A 17,335-nucleotide genomic window follows, 5' to 3' on the forward strand; every position below is an offset into this window, starting at 1 on the left:
CCCTGACCACCTTGGTCGCTGTGAAACATCAAGCCCGCAGGCCGACCGCGCTGCTCGAACGCCATTTCTAATGCCTTCACCACCAAGTCGGCGTCGGGACTCGTTGAGAATGACCAACCGACAACGCGGCGTGTGAACAGGTCCAATACCACGGCCAAGTAATGCCAGCGTCCCTGTGCCCATAAATAGGTAATGTCGCCGCACCACACCTGATTCGGTCCTGCCACATCGAATTCTCGATTCAGAACGTTTGGAATATCAATGCGTTCTACGGTGGCACGCTTGTATGCGTGACTGCCAGGTTGCTTGCATATCTGGCCAAGTTCGTCCATCAGACGGCCGACCTTGAAACGCCCAATCATCGCGCCTTGCTCGCGCATCATGCCAACAATGCTGCGGCTGCCTGCTGAGCTACGGCTCTCGACAAACAGCTCATGCACGCGGCTACGCAGCGCCATTCGTGCCGTATCGACCCGTTCTCGCCGATGCCGGTATGCATAGAAGCACGACCTTGGTATATCGAACAGTTCGCACAGCATCGCCACCGGTTCGCCGTCGCTGACCTGTTCGATTATTTCGTACGTTCTATCCCTTCCGTCATCAGCAGCGCGGTAGCTTTTTTTAAAATGGTCTTCTCCCTCTCAAGGCGTTCAACCCGTGCCTCCAGTTCCTGGATGCGCTGCTGCTCCGGCGTCATGGCAGGGCTCTGCGGGGTGATGCCATGACGCTCTCGGTGCAGTTGTTGAACCCATCGGCGCAGAACCGACTCTGCGACGCCGACCGAACGGCTGGCATCGACGTGGCTATAGCTCTGGTCGAGGACCAGGGATGCGGCACTGCGCTTGAACTCGGGGGAAAACGTACGACGTTGCTTGCTCATCAGACACCTCTTCATGGCGAGTATTCTCGCCTAAATTGATGTCCGGGGTAATTAGACCACTACAACTTGAGGAGACGTAGTGTGAAGGTACTAAGGATGAGAGATTTGCCGGATCGTGTTGGCATCGGCCGTTCAACAATTTTCGGTCTGATCAAAGAGGGTAGCTTTCCAAGGGCGTTTTCGATCGGTCATTCGCGGGCGAAAGGCTGGCACGAACATGAGGTCGAGGCCTGGATTGCTCGCCATAGGGCACTTGAAGTGGCGATTACCAATACGTGGGGGAAGGTGGGTCAGGAGGTGGGTCAACGCTGACCACAAAAGAAAATCCCCCGTAAATTATTGAATTTACAGGGGACTTCTCGGAACGTTTGGTGGAGGGCGTGGGATTCGAACCCACGGAGACCGCGAAGCCTCGCCGGTTTTCAAGACCGGTGCATTCAACCGCTCTGCCAGCCCTCCGAGACCGGGATTGTACATTGTTTTTCCGCGGCGTCGACTCTCTGTGGCGGCCTGACACCCAACAGGCGCCCCGAACCGCGCACTTTCGAGTTCAGCGCGTCAATCCGCCAGGAATATCTCTTGTAGATCGTTGAGGAAGCGCTGGCCGAGCGGCGTGGGCATGATCCGGAGGGGATCCGGGACCAGGAAGCCGCGACGCTCTGCTTCATCGCGCTGTTTGGACAACACCGTGGCAGGCAAGCCAGTGCGCTCGGCGAACATCTGCACCGTCACGCCTTCGTCCAACCGCAGCGCATTGAGCATGAATTCGAATGGCAGATCAGCATTGCCGACTTCGTGCGACTCCTGTACCGCCTCGCCGGCCATGGCCTTGGCCATATACGTTGCTGGATGCTTATGACGTACCTGCCGAATAATCCGCTCCGGGAACGACAACTTCCCATGCGCGCCCGCGCCTATGCCGAGATAGTCACCAAATTGCCAGTAATTCGTGTTGTGCAGGCTGCGCCGTTCCGGCTGCGCATACGCCGACACTTCGTAGTGCCGATACCCCGCGCCGGCCATTGTCTCTGTGATCCATTCGTGCATGTCCGCGGCATGGTCATCATCTGGAAGCGCGGGCGGCGGAAACTTGTGGAACAGCGTATTCGGTTCGAGCGTCAGGTGATACAACGACAAATGCGGCGGCGCAAACGACAGCGCTGTATGCAAGTCCTTCTGACACGCCGTCAGATCCTGACCCGGCAACGCGAACATCAGATCCAGGTTGAAATTGTCGAATGTTCGCGCTGCGATCTGGACTGCGGCACGCGCTTCATCGGCATCGTGAATACGTCCGAGACGCTTCAACATGGTCGCATCGAAACTTTGTATGCCGATGGAAAGGCGATTCACGCCGCTATCGCGGTAACGGGCGAATTTCTCCGCCTCGAAAGTGCCAGGATTGGCTTCGAGCGTAATCTCCGCCTGCGGATCGATCTGGAGGCGAGCGCGCACGTCGGCCAGCAATCGATCCAGCCCCGCGGCACTCATCAAGCTGGGCGTACCGCCGCCGATGAAGATGCTGTGTATCCGACGGCCCCAGATCAGCGGCAGGGCGCTTTCCAGATCCGCGCACAGCGCATCCAGATACGCTTGCTCTGGAAGCGCATCGGCACCTTGCCACTCGTGCGAATTGAAGTCGCAATACGGGCACTTCCGCACGCACCACGGGAAATGAATGTAAAGCGATAACGGCGGTAATGCGCTCAACCGCAGCCGTCCAGGCGCGAGAAAAGGGCGCGCCGCGTCCGCTGGTCCGGAGAACAGATGCTGTGACTGGGCCGCACCGGCAGGAACGAGCGGAATGGTCCTCCGGGCGGTCTTCGCCGTCGCAGGGGAAGCAGGGCGCTGGTTCTCGCGATCTTGCCCATCCGGATCATGCGACGATGTCATTGCAGCTTGGCCAGCAAGGCCCGCAACGCTTGCGCGCGATGGCTGACCTGATTTTTTTCCTCGGGCGAGATTTCGGCCGCGCTGCGTTGCATCGACGGGATCAACAGCAGCGGGTCATAGCCGAAGCCGTTCGCGCCACGTGCGCGATTCAGCAACACCCCATCCCAGCGCCCATCGGCGATCACCGGTTGCGGGTCGTCGGCATGTCTGACCATGACCAATACGCAGTAGAAATACGCATGTCGCGCGGTGTCGCCTTGATAAGGCGCCATGTCGGCCAACAACCGCGCATTGTTGGCGGCATCGGATTTCTCCCCGCCATTCATCTGCGCGTATCGCGCGGAGTACACGCCGGGCGCGCCGCCGAGCGCGGTGACGCAGAGGCCGGAATCGTCGGCGATGGCAGGAAGGCCTGTCGCGCGTGCCGCGTGACGCGCTTTCTCCAAGGCGTTCTCGACAAACGTGCCAAACGGTTCTTCCGCTTCGCTGACACCCAACTCGCCTTGTGGAATCAAATCGAGGCCCGCTGCGCCGAGCAGCGCGGCGAATTCGCGCAACTTTCCTTTGTTGTTCGATGCCAGGACGACACGCCGGCGCGCCGATGCGTCGGCGATGTGGTCGCCGGGGGCGTCAGCGGGAAGTACATCGCGATTCGTCATGATGGGATTGTCTGGAGGGGAAGGCGGAAAAGAGATCAACCGGGCGTGCGTTCCAGCGCCGCGCGTTGCGCTGCGATCAGTTGGGCAATGCCGGATTGCGCCAGATCCATCAGTCGATTCATGTCGTCACGCGAAAACGGCTCACCTTCGGCGGTGCCTTGCACTTCGACAAAACGGCCGTTGCCGGTCATCACCACGTTCATGTCGGTGTCGCACTGCGAATCTTCGCTGTAGTCGAGATCGAGCAGCACGTCGTCTTCGTACACGCCGACCGAAACGGCGGCAACGAAGTCGCGAATAGGCGTTTCCGTGATCTTGCCGCTGTCGAGCAGCTTGCGCACGGCATCATGTGCGGCGACGAATGCGCCGGTGATGCTGGCCGTGCGCGTGCCGCCATCCGCCTGAATCACATCGCAGTCGATGTGCAGCGTGCGGGCGCCCAGCTTTTCCAGATCGAAGACGGCGCGCAATGCCCGGCCGATCAAGCGCTGGATTTCCTGCGTTCGCCCGGTTTGCTTGCCGCGCGCTGCTTCGCGGTCACTGCGTGTGTGCGTCGCGCGCGGCAACATCCCATATTCGGCGGTCAGCCAGCCTTCGCCACGGTCTCTCAGGAACGCCGGGACGCTTTCCGCGACGCTGGCGGTGCAGATGACTTTGGTGTCGCCGAATTCGACCAATACCGAACCTTCCGCGTGCTTCGTGAACTGCCGCGTGATATGTACGGGACGTAATGCGTCCGCCGGCCGGCCATGCGCGCGTTGAATCGGTGAGTCCGATGCACCCGAGGAGGAAGCGGAAGAGGCGGAGGAAGTGGTCATGGCGGGTCCAAAAAAGCGAAACAGGTCGAAACGAAGTGAAACGGCGATCGAACGATACCCTGTTGATACAAAAAAACGGACGGGCAGCGTGCATCCCGACGATGCGCAAGTGTACCGCGCTCGTCGTGGCACCGTAATGTCCGTGGCGGACTACGTCAGCATTGCCATGGCCTGCTATTTTCGTCGTCGCGACGTCCGGGGTGCGATAATACGTTTTTTGCGTTGGCCCGCCTTTGCCCGGCGATACAGAGACTCCCAATGATTTATAGCATGACCGGCTTCGCCACCGCGAACCGTGCCGTGTGGCCCACGCCCGCCCAGTCCGGCCCGGGCGACGTGACACCGGCCAGTGGCGTAGCCGAGGTCGCGCGGCATGCCGCGCCCACGCATATCCAAGTGGAAGTGCGTACCGTCAATTCACGTTTTCTGGACATCCATTTCAAGATGCCGGACGAAGCGCGCGGCAGTGAGCCGGCGATTCGCGAAATGCTGATGACGTCGCTGTCGCGCGGAAAGGCGGAGGTACGCGTGGTGATCCAGCGCCCAGACCTGGCCGGCGTCGCGACGGCTGCGCCTGGCAGCGGCCTGCAAGCGACTGTTCTGGCGCAGCTGGCCGCGCTGCAGGCCGAGGTGCAGGCACATTTTCCTCATGCGGCGTCGCTCAACGTTGGCGAGATTTTACGCTGGCCCGGCATGCTCGGTGATGCGTCGGTGGACCCGGAAACGTTGCGCGACGGGATCGTTGCGGCCGCACGCGAAGCGGTCACGGAGCTGGTTGAGGTTCGTGCCCGTGAAGGCGCCGCGCTGCGAACGGTCTTGCTGAAAAAGACGGTGGAGATGGGGGCCATCCTGACGCGGATCACCCCGTTGGTGCCGGAACTCGTCAAGCGGCAGCAACAGAAAATTGTCGAGCGGCTTGGTGAGGCGCTTGGCGTCGTTCTGACGGACAACGCCGCCATCGCGCCTGCAGTCGCGCAATCAGAACCCGATCCTTCCGGCCCGTATGCAACGGCGTCGAAGTCCGCGTCGAATGGAAATGCGGTCGGCGCGGTTTCCTCCACTTCGTCGCTGAGCCGAGAAGAAGTAGAGGAGCGCATACGTCAGGAGGTCACCGTCTATGGCGTTCGGATCGATATCGCCGAAGAGCTGGCGCGGCTTGAGGCGCATCTTGCGGAGACCCGTCACGTGCTCGACAAGGGGGGCAAGGTAGGCAAACGTCTCGATTTCATGATGCAGGAGCTGAATCGGGAAGCAAATACGATTGGCTCGAAGGCGGCCGCCAAGGAACTCGCCGATGCGGCCATGGCACTGAAATTATTGATCGAGCAGATGCGCGAACAAGTGCAGAATCTGGAGTAATCCCCCATCATGCAAAACCATACGAACGCATCGGTCCCGTGGCCGCACCAAGTGAATCCGCAGGGATTCGACCAACTTTTTCCGGGCAACCTGTTCATTGTGGTGGCACCATCCGGCGCCGGGAAGTCGTCGTTGGTCAATGCGCTGCTGAAAGACGATCGTGGCATCACGTTGTCCATCTCCTACACGACGCGCGCGCCGCGTCCTGGCGAAGAGGACGGGGTCCATTATCATTTCGTCTCGAAGGAAGATTTCCTGGCGCGGCGCGCTGCCGGGGAGTTCCTGGAATGCGCCGAAGTGCACGGCAATTATTACGGCACGTCGCGCGTATGGATCGAGGACCAGATGCGTACCGGCAACGATGTGTTGCTCGAGATCGATTGGCAGGGCGCGCAACAGGTCCGACGGCGCTTTCACAATGCTGTCAGTATTTTCATCCTGCCGCCGTCGCTGCAAGCGCTGGAGGAGCGCTTGAAGAAGCGTGGACAGGATGAAGCAAACGTCATCACGCGCCGTCTGCTGGCCGCTGGCGGCGAAATGGCTCACGCACCGGAAGCGGAATACGTCGTGATCAACGATGTTTTTGAAACCGCCTTACAGGCATTGCGGCAGGTGGTGGGCGCCACGCGCCTGCGCTTTGCTTCGCAGTATTCTCGCCACACAACGTTGTTTATCGAGCTTGGCATTCACTTGCCGAATATCGACTGACTGGACTACACCCAGGTTGTTGTAAAATACATCGACATCACGAAGGATTTTCGACCATGGCACGTATCACTGTTGACGATTGCATCAAGCGCGTCCCGAACCGTTTCGAACTCGCGCTGGCTGCTACGTACCGCGCGCGCCAGCTGGCACAAGGCCACACGCCGAAGATTGATAGCCGCGACAAGCCGACGGTCGTCGCGTTGCGCGAGATCGCGGCCGGCTATTTCACGGCGGAAGAGTTGTTGAAGAAGGTGCCGGTCTAAATACCAGATGCTTGGCATGCTCCGCGCAGCGCTGCCAGGCTCGCCGCCTTCCTTCTGACGGGTATCGAAACCGTTGTAACGAGAAGGACCGGCGACCGGCTGTCGCAGGTGCGGGAGACCATTGGACGCGGAGGCAATGCCTTGCGCGTCCTTTCCCGTTTTGGCACCCTGTCAGGTTATGGTGGCCGTTCGCGAAGTGACATGCTCGCGCCGCCGTTGACACAGCCCGTATCGGACACCCGGCGCCCCGTCGCAGGACAGGGCAGACCGGCACAACGTCAGGATTTCATCGCGGTACTCACCAGGAGGCGAAATGAGCAATACCCCAACGACCGCCTCCCCCGGATCCGTCTCCCACGAGACGCCCAGCGATGCCGCGAACGGCGATATGCCGTCGAGTCGGGCCCGTACCTATATCGATGCCGTGCTGGAGCAGTCGTTCCGGCACTTGTTCGGTCCGACCGCCACGCCGGAACAGCCGCGCAAACACGAGATTGTCTCGATCGCGCGCCTGACTGAGCGGCTGTCGGAATACCTGAGCGAAGCGGAGATCCGAGAGGTCAAGGCGGCGTTCCATTTCAGTGACGAATCCCATCTCGGCCAATATCGGCAAAGTGGTGAGCCTTATATCACGCACCCGGTGGCGGTAGCTGAGATCTGCGCGGGTTGGAAGCTCGATGCGCAATCGATCATGGCAGCCTTGCTGCATGACGTGATCGAGGACACCGGCGTTGCGAAGATGGAGCTGGCCGAGCGCTTCGGTCCGAAAGTCGCGGAATTGGTCGATGGCTTGTCGAAACTCGACAAGATGGAATTCCGGAACCGGGAAGAGGCGCAGGCGGAAAATTTCCGCAAGATGCTGCTGGCCATGGCGCGCGACGTGCGCGTCATCATCGTCAAGCTGGCGGACCGGTTGCACAACATGCGCACGCTGGGCGCCGTGCCACCCGAGAAGCGCCGGCGTGTCGCCCGCGAGACCAACGATATCTATGCGCCAATCGCGCATCGGCTGGGCTTGAACAATACCTATCGCGAGCTGCAGGATCTGAGCTTCGCGAACTACAATCCGGTCCGATACGCCACGTTGTTCAAGGCGGTGAAGGCGGCGCGGGGGAATCGGCGCGAGGTGGTGGGCAAGATACTGGAATCGGTGCAACTGGCGCTGACCGACTCGAAGATCCTCGCCGAGGTAACCGGCCGCGAAAAGACGATCTACAGCATTTATCACAAGATGCGCGAGAAACAACTGTCGTTCTCGCAGGTGCTGGACGTTTACGGTTTCCGTGTGGTCGTCAACGATCCGCTCGAGTGCTACATGTGCATCGGTGCGTTGCATGCCTTGTACAAGCCTGTGCCGGGTAAGTTCAAGGACTACATCGCGATTCCCAAGGTCAATGGCTATCAGTCGTTGCACACGACGCTGGTCGGGCCGTTCGGCACGCCGGTGGAGTTTCAGATTCGCACCCGGTCGATGCACGAAATCGCTGAATCGGGCGTGGCGGCGCACTGGTTGTACAAGAATGGCAGTGCCGATCTCAACGACGTTCAGGCACGCGCGCATCAGTGGTTGAAATCGTTGCTGGATCTGCAGTCCGAGGCAGGGGATTCCGCGGAGTTCCTCGAACACGTCAAGATCGACCTGTTTCCTGACGCGGTGTATGTCTTTACACCGAAGTCGAAGATCATGGCATTGCCGCGTGGCGCCACCGCATTGGATTTTGCTTACTCCGTGCATAGCGAGCTTGGCAACCAGTGCGTGGCGGTAAAGATCAACAACGAGTTGTTGCCATTGCGCACCGAGCTCAAGAGCGGTGACATCGTCGAAGTCATCACGGCACCGTACTCGAAGCCGAATCCGGCATGGCTGGGCTTTGTTCGCAGCGGCAAGGCCCGTTCGGCGATTCGGCATTATTTGAAGACGATGCGTTTCAACGAGTCGGTACAGTTGGGCGAGCGTCTGGTGGACCAGTCCTTGAAGCCGTATGGCTTGACGCTAGCCGCCGTTACGCCCGAGGTCTGGGAGAAGCTGGGCCAGTGGACCGGTAACACTACCCGTCAGGAAATCTACGCGGATATCGGTCTCGGCCGGCGATTTGCGGCGGTCATGGCAAAGCGCATCGAGTTGCTGATGAGTGGGCGTGATGGCGACGAAGATGCAAGCCGTGCGCCGGAAACGGCATCGAGCGACGGGGAAGCATCACCGGTGCTGGGGCCGGCGGGTGGCCCACCGGTTGTCATCACCGGTACGGAAGGCATGGCGGTGCAGTTGTCCGCGTGTTGTCGTCCGATTCCCGGCGATGACATCATGGGCTATATCGGTATTGGCCTGGGCATGGCGATCCATACCACGGACTGTCGGAACGCGCGACGTATCCATCATCGCGACCCCAGCCGCTGGATCGACGTCGCATGGGCACCGCAACCCGGCCGTCTGTTCGATGTCGGCATTCGCGTGTTGGTGAAAAACACGAAGGGCGTGTTTGCCCGGGTGGCCGCCGATATTTCGACGGCGGCGAATATCGTTCACGTGGCAATGGACGAAAACACCGATCAGGAATCCACGACCTTGCGCTTCCTGATTCAGGTCAATGATCGCCTGCATCTGGCAAACATCATGCGCCGGGTTCGTACCAATCCCGACGTCATGCGGATAGCGCGCGAAAAGCCGAGTGAGCAGCAGAGCGGACGGTTTGATGCCTTGGGTCTACGCGTCAATCGCGATGCGCAAGCGTATTAGGGAAGGCGGGATGCGTCCGGCACATGACGATCATGCCGGGGGCGGATAGCGAACGTCCAGGATGTCCAGATGTTCGATGCCCGCGGGTGTGTGGAGTGTCACCGTATCGCCGACCTTTGCCTTGATCAGCGCGCGGGCGACCGGCGAAATCCAACTGATGTGCCCGCGATCGAGGTCGACCTCATCCACGCCGACAATCGTGACCGTGGTTTCATCGCCGCTTTGGTTTGCATATGCCACGGTCGCGCCAAAGAAGACCTGATCGATATTCTCTTGCTTGCTGGCATCGACTACTTCCGCAAGATCCAGGCGCTTCGTCAAAAACCGGATTCGCCGGTCGATTTCGCGCAGTCGGCGCTTGCCATAGATATAGTCCCCGTTCTCGGAACGATCGCCGTTCGAGGCCGCCCACGAGACCAGCTTCACGACGTCAGGGCGATCCACGTCTAGCAGATGCAACAGCTCACTGCGCATTGCCTGATGTCCGGCCGGCGTCATGTAGTTTTTTGCACCGGCCGGAATCGGCGTGGCGCCGGTTTCCAGATCGTCGTTATCGTCGTTCGATGTTTCTTTTACAAATGCTTTGTTCATGATGGGTTCTGCCGACACCGGGTAGGGCGACACACGCGTGGCGCGGCCGCGACATTTTTACCAGATTACACGAAAGCGACGTTGATTGATGGCCGTAATGCCGCAAAACGGCAGAAATTGCTTTCCTTTTTTAACGACATCGCTATAATTACGTCTCTTAGTCGTGCGGCTGTAGCTCAGTTGGATAGAGTACTTGGCTACGAACCAAGGGGTCGTGGGTTCGAATCCTGCCAGCCGCACCAGTAATACCGCAGTCCACAAAGGCCTGGGTGTTGTTCACCCGGGCCTTTGTTCTTTCGCTGCAACGAGGTTCAAGTGAACAAGTTCGACATCGAAAAGAACAAGGGGCTGAAGCTCAATAATTCGTTGAAGCAAGCTGCGACGTCCAGTCGGTTCGGGCAAGGCGCGGCAGCGGTGCCCGATCGTCGTGAGCAGCGGCGGCTCGATCAGCAAAATGGCTTGTTACCATTCGCGTGCAAGCTGGATGGCAACCTGATCAAGCAGTTGCAGCAACGTGCGATGGCGCACGAAGGCGGGATGACCGCCGTGCTATCCGAATTGTTGATCGCCGGCGGTCTGGAAGCGAAAGCGTCCGACCCGTCCTGAAACGGATTGGCCTGATTGTTGTATGTTGCAAATGTAGCGCCCAGCGTGCGGCTGTAGCTCAGTTGGATAGAGTACTTGGCTACGAACCAAGGGGTCGTGGGTTCGAATCCTGCCAGCCGCACCACCAATATGAAGAAACCTGGATACGTTATCGTATCCAGGTTTTTTTTCGTATGCCTTCGCCGGCATGCCGTGCTGACTTCCTTTTTCAGCGTGCTGCGGGGACGCATTTCCCCCGAATTGCAACGGGCAGGCATCGGGTATGCAATATGCGTCGTACGGTGTCTCGCATGGTCCATGCGAGACGCTGACTACGATGAGGAGAGACTGCATGCTGGATCTGGAACGATTGACCGCGCATCCCGACGAAGCTACCCCCGACGACGTCCTTGAGCTGATTCGTCTACTGACGCTCGCGCGTGCCGGCCTACCCCATTACGGAACATCGGATGGTAGTGGCACGCCTGCTACGCCCGATGGTGAAATAGGTGATATCAAAAGTGTTGCGCGCCAATAGTGAGCAAAGGCGTATCGACGCATCGTGGCACGGGTGGCGAAGATAGGTCAGTGACAGCGAGTGCGAGACCCGCGCCGATGATGTGGTGCGATTCCGGTGCCAGTCCAGCGCGCGTCAGTATGCAGTGGCCCGCCCATCTTGAACGAAAAAAACGCCCCAAAGGGCGTTTTGAGATTGGCAGGCTGCCGAAGCTACCTGCCGTTACTGACCGCCACGAGAGCGGTCAGCTTTGTCTTATGCTTGTTTAGAAGCGATGACGCACGCCGACAGCAGCAGCAACTTGGCGGTTCGACGAGCTTGCTGAGCCCGTCGTGTTGATCACTGCGCCACCCAGGAAGTTCGTGCCCGTGAACTGTTGGTACACGGCTTCCGCGTAGACGTCCGTGCGCTTCGACAGCGAGTACGACGTCATCAGCGTACCGGTGTGGAACTTCGGCGACGCCGAACCGGCTGCGAAGCCCGATTCGCGACCTTGCGTGTACGTGTACGAAGCCGACACGTTCCAAGCCGGCGTCAGGCTGTAACGGCCGTTGACTTCGAAGTTGTTGAAGCGGATGTACGAACCCACGGGCAGGGCGATTGCCTGTGTCACGTTGTAGCTGTCCGACGACGCATTGTCGTACTTGCTTTGCGTGAACACAAAGCCGACCACTGCCGGGCCGAACGCGTAGTTCAGGCCAGCACCCCAGATGCGGGTGCGAGCAGCCGTGATCGGCGCCGAGCCGATCGCGCCAGAGGTCGTGTTCGAGCTTGTGTTGTTCAGTTGCGTGTACGCGCCTGCGAAATTGAAACCAGCGTACTGGTACGACACACCGCCGCTGTAAGCGCGGTTGTTCGAGAAGCCGCCCGCGGCATTGCTGAAACCGTACTCGCCACCGAACTTCAGACCGTTGTAGTTGACGCTCGTGTACTTGATCGTGTTGTTCACACGGATCGACGAATTCAGATTGTCATTGTCGTACGGGTGTGCAGCCAGCGTGCCGCCGTAGCCGCCACCGGTCAGGGCCAGCGGTGCCAGGTAGTCGACCACGGATTCGTACTGACGGCCCAATGTGACCGTACCGAACTGGTTGCTCGACAGACCGACAAACGCCTGACGACCGAATTCGCGGCTTTGTTGCAGCATGGTGCCGTTAGCAATGCTGAAACCGTTCTCCAACACGAAGATCGCCTTCAAGCCGCCGCCCAGGTCTTCAGCGCCACGCAGGCCCCAACGGCTGCCATTGATCGAGCCGCTGTTGAGCGCGTACTTCGCGCCCGAACCGGTGTTGTTCGTGTAAGCCACGCTGGCATCGATCAAGCCATACAGCGTAACGCTGCTTTGAGCATGTGCTGCGGTTGCGAGCATACCGGATACGCCGGCGAGTGCTGCGACGATAAGAGTCTTTTTCATAATCGGGTTCTCACTCCATTGAGGAACGTTTGGCTGCCCCCGTGCTTCAACGGCAACGCCTGACAGTAGGCTTTCGCTGCGACATATCGCCGCACCAAGTGTTGCCGAGCGGCCTATCGGTCGCCTGGCGAGGCGCCAATGGCATTCGGCCGGGGTTGTTTCCAGACAGGGAGAGTGTAGGGATTCGATCCCGAACGGCCCATTCATTGTGGCGCAACAATATGTTGCTGTTTGTGGAATAAACTTTTGAATATTTAAAAATCTTAAAAAACATGCGGTTACATGTGTGTTTCGAAAGTGTAACATTCAGTATCAGCCGCGAACGTTGCCTTGACACCACTTTTTCTGAGTGCTTTCAAATTGAAATATCGAGATGAGGTGGTCATTTGTAGGACTTTTCCTACGACATGAAGCAATTACGTGGTCAAGACAATCTCAAAAAAAAGCCTGAAAGCACGAATTTTTGCTCTTTGATTCGATGGAGAAGTAATACAACTGAAATACCCAGTGATATCGATCATCGGCGGCGACCACTTCCGGGCACATCTATCCGTCACGTTTGTGGTACGGACGATATGTCACCGCGTGATGACGATTCGATAGGACGCAAGGGGGATATTGTGCGGGCGTGGTTTGATTGCAGGTGTCCGCAAGAGCGTCCCACATTCGTAATGGTGCTGGATAAGCGGGAGGCAAACGGCGAAGTGCGCACTGCGGCGGTAAGACGAGGCAGAATCCGAGACTGTCTATATAGCTAACAGGCTTGACACAGAAGGACGGTCGTGGGGCTGGCGTCCGCAGCCATTGATAGGGTTAGACGACAGCCCGAAAAGATTCAAATAAGGCAGGTATTAACTGAACGAACGCACCTTGCGGCCGGAGAAGGAATCAATGCGTACATCGTCGTCGACATCAGCGACGGTTTCGACGGTGTCATTCCAGTCTTCCAGGATGTAACGACGCGCGTCCATCGGCGAGGACAGCAGGTTTTGCCAATGATCACCGTGCCAACTCAACGCGGCTTCGTTGACATTGGCCAATACCGCGCCGTCGTACGCCGCGTCATCCGAAGGGCGGCCTCGAAATGCGTCAGCCAGATGTGAAAGCGCTTTATTCAGTCCGTTGATCATCGTCATCATTTACTCCTGATAAAGGCGGCGGAGGCGGTGCAGGATGCGTCATGAACCCATAGGCAAAGCGCGCACCGACTTCGCTGCTTTATCCCAAGTATAGGCTGCTAACACCTTGTTACAAGCCGTGGAAACCCCGAGCCGTTTCCCGTTTGTTATTCAGTGTTACAGCAAAGACTTTCAGGAAATATTTACTCGATAGTGTGATAGGGACTTTTGCATCGGTAAAAGTGTTTTTTAGCAACGTCATTAAGATATTGCGTCGCACCAAAAGATCCACCATTATTGATATAAATTATTGTTTATAAACGAGTATTTTGATTCGGTAAAAATTATCTCATTTTTTCTGAAGTCGGTGCTTGAAGTCCTGTGACGGATTCATGTATAAACGCAACTGGACGGTGTCGTCCTTCTTTCACTCTTCCTCGAGTACCGCCGTGTGGAAATATTTACTTGCGATTGTCGCGCTTCAACTGGTGTTGGCGTTCGTCAGTTTTGCAATCGTCCGCGCGGGTACGGATCGAGAGCTTGAGGACGATGATGTGATGGAAGGCGTGGACGCGAAGTCGGACGTTTCGGCTCGCGTCGCCTGATGGCAGGCACTGGGCTTCACGGGGCAGGGCGGCGCTGGGCCAGCGCCGTTCGTAGTCGACACTTGGCGGCGGCTTGTGCGGCCGTCATAGCATCCGTGACGTTCGGTATCAATATGCGGGATGCCAATCCCGATCGGCAATATGCAACTGCGGTTGCACGCACGGCGATCGTAACCGGGGTGGATGGTGCCTCCCGGGCGAACGCCGGATCGGATCTGGCGAATTACGCACAGTCAGGCGCACGGCGCGCGGTCGCGGAAGCTGCAGGTAACGCTCCCGTGCCCCGCACGCCGTCCAATTCTTTTTCCGCGCTCGGTTTGGCACAGGATGCCGCCGTCGGCGCGATAGGTGAGGTTGCGAATGCGGGTACGCCGCTTGAAGTAAATCGGCCAACCACTTATTTGATCCACGCCGCCGCGCAGCGAGCGAGAGACCTCCGCGAGCACCCGCTGAAGGGGTGGTGGCCGGTTATTGCGCTATCGCTGCTAATGGGGGCGCTTGTGCCGTTGTGGTTGATGACCGGGGCCGTCGCGCGCCGGTATCGGTAAAGTACCTGCGGATGCGCCGCGCGTCACCTCCTCCCTGAAACGACAAAAAGGGACTGCGCATCCGGACAAATGATGCCCACGCGTCAAGCCGTGGCGCCGATTCCGCCGTGGCATATATGCGCCAACGCGGCAGGCAAGACCTTACGTTGATCCGCCGATACCGACGCCATGTCAGTGGTCCATCGTGTGATTGCTTTCGACAACAGCATCGGGCAGTCATCTCGATCCCGGAAGGGTTGCACTTGGGTCAGCGCGCCCATCAGCGATTGAGATACGCGATACAGATCTCCGCGCGCAATTTGATAAGCAGGGGCATCGACGTGTGGTACTCCGCCGCCTTGTTGCCATTGGGCAAACAAGGTGCGTTGCAATTGTTCACTCGCAATGGTCTGATCCCGAATGATCGGGTCCGCAAAATCCGGCGCCAATCCGTAATGCGGCGCCATTTTCATCAGGCCTTGTTCGGTTTCATCGTCGCGCTGAACATCTCCCGGTGATTTCCCCGCATGTTGCTGCTGCCATGCCCATGCGGCGAATGTCTGCGAGAGTGCCAGTCGCGACGACACGACTGAGACGATATTGAGAAACGCCGCCTGGGCGGTATTGTCCCGATCTCCCCGTGGCATCGTTTCTTTGAGTTCTGGTGCCTGAGCCCTGGCTGGCGCGATGGGCAGCACTAACGCACTCATCACGAGCAGCAATGCGGCGAGTGCCGCACCTTGGCGCGAACGCGGTGACCGAAATTGTGCGATGGATGACGGCAATACGCCTCTGGAAGCATAGGCGGCGACACCGACTTGTCGTGGGACAGTCGGCGTTGAAGACGGAAGCGACATGAAGACCTTGCTTGAAACGCCCCGGCGGGACCATGAGCGTTAGCATACCTCAGCCGATGCGACTGTCGTTATGACGCCTGCTTGCCTCGCGTGGGCACTTGGGCCGCCTTCTGCGATTGCTGTTCCGCGAGAAAAGCCTGTACATGAAGCGGAAGCACGGTATCGAGAAACTCGACCGCGACAGGGTCGGGATCAGCCTTGTTGACCTGGGCAGGAGGAGGGGCGATCGGGCGAGCTTTCATGGCGGTCCTCGATGGCAAGCGGATGGTGTAATCGTATTATCTGCCTAGGTGTTACGATTTTCCATAATCATGCGCAAGTATTAAACGGTCGTCGTACATATGCGACAAGATGCCGCATGCGTGTGTGGCACGATGATGTCATCTTGAGGGTGCGAAGACGCGCTATGACGAGGCTCTTTTAGCGCCTCGGTGGCGTGGTCTGTTGGCGACGCCGACGCTTTTTGCCGGACGCAAAAAAGGCAGCCCGCGGGGGCTGCCTTTTTCACTTTTTTGGTGCCGCATGCCGGATTCGAACTGGCGACCTTTTCATTACGAATGAACTGCTCTACCAACTGAGCTAAAGCGGCGAAACCTAAAAAACACCAAAACACGTTTCGTCGGCCGGCTTCACTGAAAGTGCTACCAGTCGCGAAGAACCAAAATTATAGCGTGCTCTTTCAATTATGCAAGAACTATTTTTTAAGACCAAGGTGGTCCTTCCGTTGGTCGCCAGCGTCAGCTATCGAGGTGGTACTGGGTCACCCGTTCGACTTCATGCTTCGACCCCAGGAATACGGCAACACGTTCATGCAGCTTGCTTGGGATGATGTCCATGATGCGACGCTTGCCGTCCGTGGCCACGCCGCCTGCTTGCTCGACCAGGAAAGCCATCGGGTTGGCTTCGTACATCAGCCGCAGCTTGCCCGGCTTCGATGGGTCGCGCTTGTCGGCCGGATACATGAAGATACCGCCGCGCGTCAGCACACGGTGGACGTCGGCCACCATCGATGCGATCCAGCGCATGTTGAAATCCTCGCCGCGCGGGCCGGCACTCCCCGCCTGCAGCTCGTCGATATAGCGTGTGACGGGAGGATACCAATGGCGTGCATTCGACGCATTGATCGCATATTCGCGCGTATCGACCGGAACCCGCATCGACGGATGGGTCAGTACCCACGAACCCAGTTCGCGATCCAGCGTGAAGCCGTTGACGCCGTCGCCGGTCGTAAGCACCAATACGGTCTGCGGGCCGTATACCGCATAGCCGGCGGCGACCTGACGGGTGCCCGGTTGCAGGAACGAGCCGGTGGTCGTGTTTTCACCGTCCGCTGATTCCAGCACGGAGAAGATTGTCCCGATCGACACATTGACGTCGATATTCGAGGAGCCGTCTAGCGGATCGAACAACAGCAAATAGCGGCCCTTCGGATATTCACTGGGAATCGGATGGATTTCCTCGAGTTCCTCCGACGCCATCGCGGCGAGATTGCCACCCCATTCGTTCGCTTCCAACAGGATCTCATTGGAGATGACGTCAAGTTTTTTCTGCACTTCACCCTGCACGTTTTCGCTGCCGGCCGAACCAAGCACGCCACCCAGGGCGCCCTTGCTGACGTTATAGCCGATGGACTTGCAGGCCCGGGCCACTACTTCGATCAGGAGCCGCAGGTCGGCGGGCAACTTTTGCGTCTTTCGTTGTTGCTCAATCAAATACTGGCTGAGCGTGGTGCGACGTTGCTGCATGGCGTGACTCCGCGATGGTTCAATTCCCTAGATTCTACCTTGGCGCGTCATCATGCCGC

18 protein-coding genes, 4 tRNA genes and 1 pseudogene are annotated in these 17,335 nt (G+C 58.5%); 11 read left to right on the forward strand and 12 right to left on the reverse strand.

Going from position 1 to position 17,335, the window contains the following annotated elements:
- Positions 1 to 880: pseudogene (locus tag WM40_RS29040) on the reverse strand (IS3 family transposase); the annotation flags it as partial.
- Positions 881 to 976: 96 nt separating this feature from the next.
- Here WM40_RS29040 and WM40_RS22175 point away from each other — a divergent pair.
- Complete coding sequence (locus tag WM40_RS22175; RefSeq protein WP_052738463.1) at positions 977 to 1,192, forward strand: helix-turn-helix transcriptional regulator; 216 nt, start codon at positions 977 to 979, stop codon at positions 1,190 to 1,192.
- 57 nt (positions 1,193 to 1,249) lie between these two features.
- On the opposite strand, the gene WM40_RS22180 is transcribed toward WM40_RS22175, so the two are convergent.
- The 4 genes from WM40_RS22180 to rph form a co-directional block, all read right to left on the reverse strand.
- Positions 1,250 to 1,339, reverse strand: a tRNA-Ser gene (locus WM40_RS22180).
- Between the two features lie 99 nt (positions 1,340 to 1,438).
- Positions 1,439 to 2,773 carry a radical SAM family heme chaperone HemW gene (gene hemW, locus WM40_RS22185; protein ID WP_024901662.1) on the reverse strand — a complete coding sequence of 445 codons (1,335 nt, stop codon included), beginning with the start codon at positions 2,771 to 2,773 and terminating at the stop codon, positions 1,439 to 1,441.
- Positions 2,770 to 3,432 carry an RdgB/HAM1 family non-canonical purine NTP pyrophosphatase gene (gene rdgB, locus WM40_RS22190; protein ID WP_082103109.1) on the reverse strand — a complete coding sequence of 221 codons (663 nt, stop codon included), beginning with the start codon at positions 3,430 to 3,432 and terminating at the stop codon, positions 2,770 to 2,772. Before rdgB ends, hemW begins: the two co-directional genes overlap by 4 nt.
- A gap of 35 nt (positions 3,433 to 3,467) precedes the next feature.
- Positions 3,468 to 4,250 carry a ribonuclease PH gene (rph, locus tag WM40_RS22195; protein ID WP_046154003.1) on the reverse strand — a complete coding sequence of 261 codons (783 nt, stop codon included), beginning with the start codon at positions 4,248 to 4,250 and terminating at the stop codon, positions 3,468 to 3,470.
- 258 nt (positions 4,251 to 4,508) lie between these two features.
- Between rph and WM40_RS22200 the strand changes: the two genes are divergently transcribed.
- The 4 genes from WM40_RS22200 to WM40_RS22215 all read left to right on the forward strand — a co-directional run bounded on the left by WM40_RS22200 (position 4,509) and on the right by WM40_RS22215 (position 9,317).
- A complete protein-coding gene (locus WM40_RS22200; protein ID WP_024901659.1) occupies positions 4,509 to 5,609 on the forward strand; it encodes a YicC family protein in 1,101 nt (366 codons plus the stop codon).
- Between the two features lie 9 nt (positions 5,610 to 5,618).
- The gene (gene gmk / locus WM40_RS22205) at positions 5,619 to 6,317 is read left to right on the forward strand and encodes a guanylate kinase (protein WP_024901658.1); all 699 of its coding nucleotides are present in this window, start codon (positions 5,619 to 5,621) and stop codon (positions 6,315 to 6,317) included.
- Positions 6,318 to 6,373: 56 nt separating this feature from the next.
- A complete protein-coding gene (gene rpoZ, locus WM40_RS22210) occupies positions 6,374 to 6,580 on the forward strand; it encodes a DNA-directed RNA polymerase subunit omega (RefSeq protein ID WP_024901657.1) in 207 nt (68 codons plus the stop codon).
- A 313-nt stretch (positions 6,581 to 6,893) separates the two neighbouring features.
- Positions 6,894 to 9,317: a RelA/SpoT family protein gene (locus tag WM40_RS22215; protein ID WP_046154004.1), complete on the forward strand. Its 2,424-nt coding sequence runs from the start codon at positions 6,894 to 6,896 to the stop codon at positions 9,315 to 9,317.
- A gap of 30 nt (positions 9,318 to 9,347) precedes the next feature.
- Here the strand turns inward: WM40_RS22215 and greB are convergent, their stop codons facing one another.
- Positions 9,348 to 9,908 carry a transcription elongation factor GreB gene (greB, locus tag WM40_RS22220; protein ID WP_046154005.1) on the reverse strand — a complete coding sequence of 187 codons (561 nt, stop codon included), beginning with the start codon at positions 9,906 to 9,908 and terminating at the stop codon, positions 9,348 to 9,350.
- Between the two features lie 165 nt (positions 9,909 to 10,073).
- Between greB and WM40_RS22225 the strand changes: the two genes are divergently transcribed.
- The 4 genes from WM40_RS22225 to WM40_RS22240 all read left to right on the forward strand — a co-directional run bounded on the left by WM40_RS22225 (position 10,074) and on the right by WM40_RS22240 (position 11,031).
- Positions 10,074 to 10,150: transfer RNA gene (locus tag WM40_RS22225), tRNA-Arg, on the forward strand.
- Positions 10,151 to 10,223: 73 nt separating this feature from the next.
- A complete protein-coding gene (locus tag WM40_RS22230) occupies positions 10,224 to 10,514 on the forward strand; it encodes a hypothetical protein (RefSeq protein ID WP_024901654.1) in 291 nt (96 codons plus the stop codon).
- 47 nt (positions 10,515 to 10,561) lie between these two features.
- A tRNA-Arg gene (locus WM40_RS22235) sits at positions 10,562 to 10,638 on the forward strand.
- A 207-nt stretch (positions 10,639 to 10,845) separates the two neighbouring features.
- A complete protein-coding gene (locus tag WM40_RS22240; RefSeq protein ID WP_024901653.1) occupies positions 10,846 to 11,031 on the forward strand; it encodes a hypothetical protein in 186 nt (61 codons plus the stop codon).
- 244 nt (positions 11,032 to 11,275) lie between these two features.
- Here the strand turns inward: WM40_RS22240 and WM40_RS22245 are convergent, their stop codons facing one another.
- Together WM40_RS22245 and WM40_RS22250 are read right to left on the reverse strand one after the other, a co-directional pair.
- Positions 11,276 to 12,424, reverse strand: coding sequence for a porin (locus tag WM40_RS22245; RefSeq protein ID WP_024901652.1), 1,149 nt, complete (start codon positions 12,422 to 12,424; stop codon positions 11,276 to 11,278).
- 851 nt (positions 12,425 to 13,275) lie between these two features.
- On the reverse strand, positions 13,276 to 13,560 hold the full coding sequence (locus WM40_RS22250; protein ID WP_157685898.1) for a hypothetical protein: 285 nt from the start codon (positions 13,558 to 13,560) through the stop codon (positions 13,276 to 13,278).
- A 431-nt stretch (positions 13,561 to 13,991) separates the two neighbouring features.
- Here WM40_RS22250 and WM40_RS22255 point away from each other — a divergent pair, with 431 nt between their 5' ends.
- Positions 13,992 to 14,147, forward strand: a complete 156-nt coding sequence (locus WM40_RS22255) for a hypothetical protein (RefSeq protein WP_157684903.1) — start codon at positions 13,992 to 13,994, stop codon at positions 14,145 to 14,147.
- Entirely contained in the window at positions 14,147 to 14,695 is a 549-nt protein-coding gene (locus WM40_RS22260) for a hypothetical protein (RefSeq protein ID WP_024901649.1), read from the forward strand. The genes WM40_RS22255 and WM40_RS22260 overlap by 1 nt, the downstream gene beginning before the upstream one ends.
- Positions 14,696 to 14,778: 83 nt before the next feature.
- Here WM40_RS22260 and WM40_RS22265 read toward each other — a convergent pair whose 3' ends face one another.
- The 4 genes from WM40_RS22265 to WM40_RS22275 form a co-directional block, all read right to left on the reverse strand.
- Positions 14,779 to 15,531 (reverse strand): chorismate mutase family protein, encoded by a 753-nt coding sequence (locus WM40_RS22265; protein ID WP_046154007.1) that lies wholly within the window; start codon positions 15,529 to 15,531, stop codon positions 14,779 to 14,781.
- A 68-nt stretch (positions 15,532 to 15,599) separates the two neighbouring features.
- Entirely contained in the window at positions 15,600 to 15,773 is a 174-nt protein-coding gene (locus WM40_RS30765) for a hypothetical protein (protein WP_164468530.1), read from the reverse strand.
- Between the two features lie 271 nt (positions 15,774 to 16,044).
- A tRNA-Thr gene (locus WM40_RS22270) sits at positions 16,045 to 16,120 on the reverse strand.
- 148 nt (positions 16,121 to 16,268) lie between these two features.
- Complete coding sequence (locus tag WM40_RS22275; RefSeq protein ID WP_024901647.1) at positions 16,269 to 17,276, reverse strand: class 1 fructose-bisphosphatase; 1,008 nt, start codon at positions 17,274 to 17,276, stop codon at positions 16,269 to 16,271.
- Positions 17,277 to 17,335: the final 59 nt, after the last annotated feature.

The sequence above is a fragment of the Robbsia andropogonis genome, assembly GCF_000970345.1.
GTDB lineage: Bacteria > Pseudomonadota > Gammaproteobacteria > Burkholderiales > Burkholderiaceae > Robbsia > Robbsia andropogonis.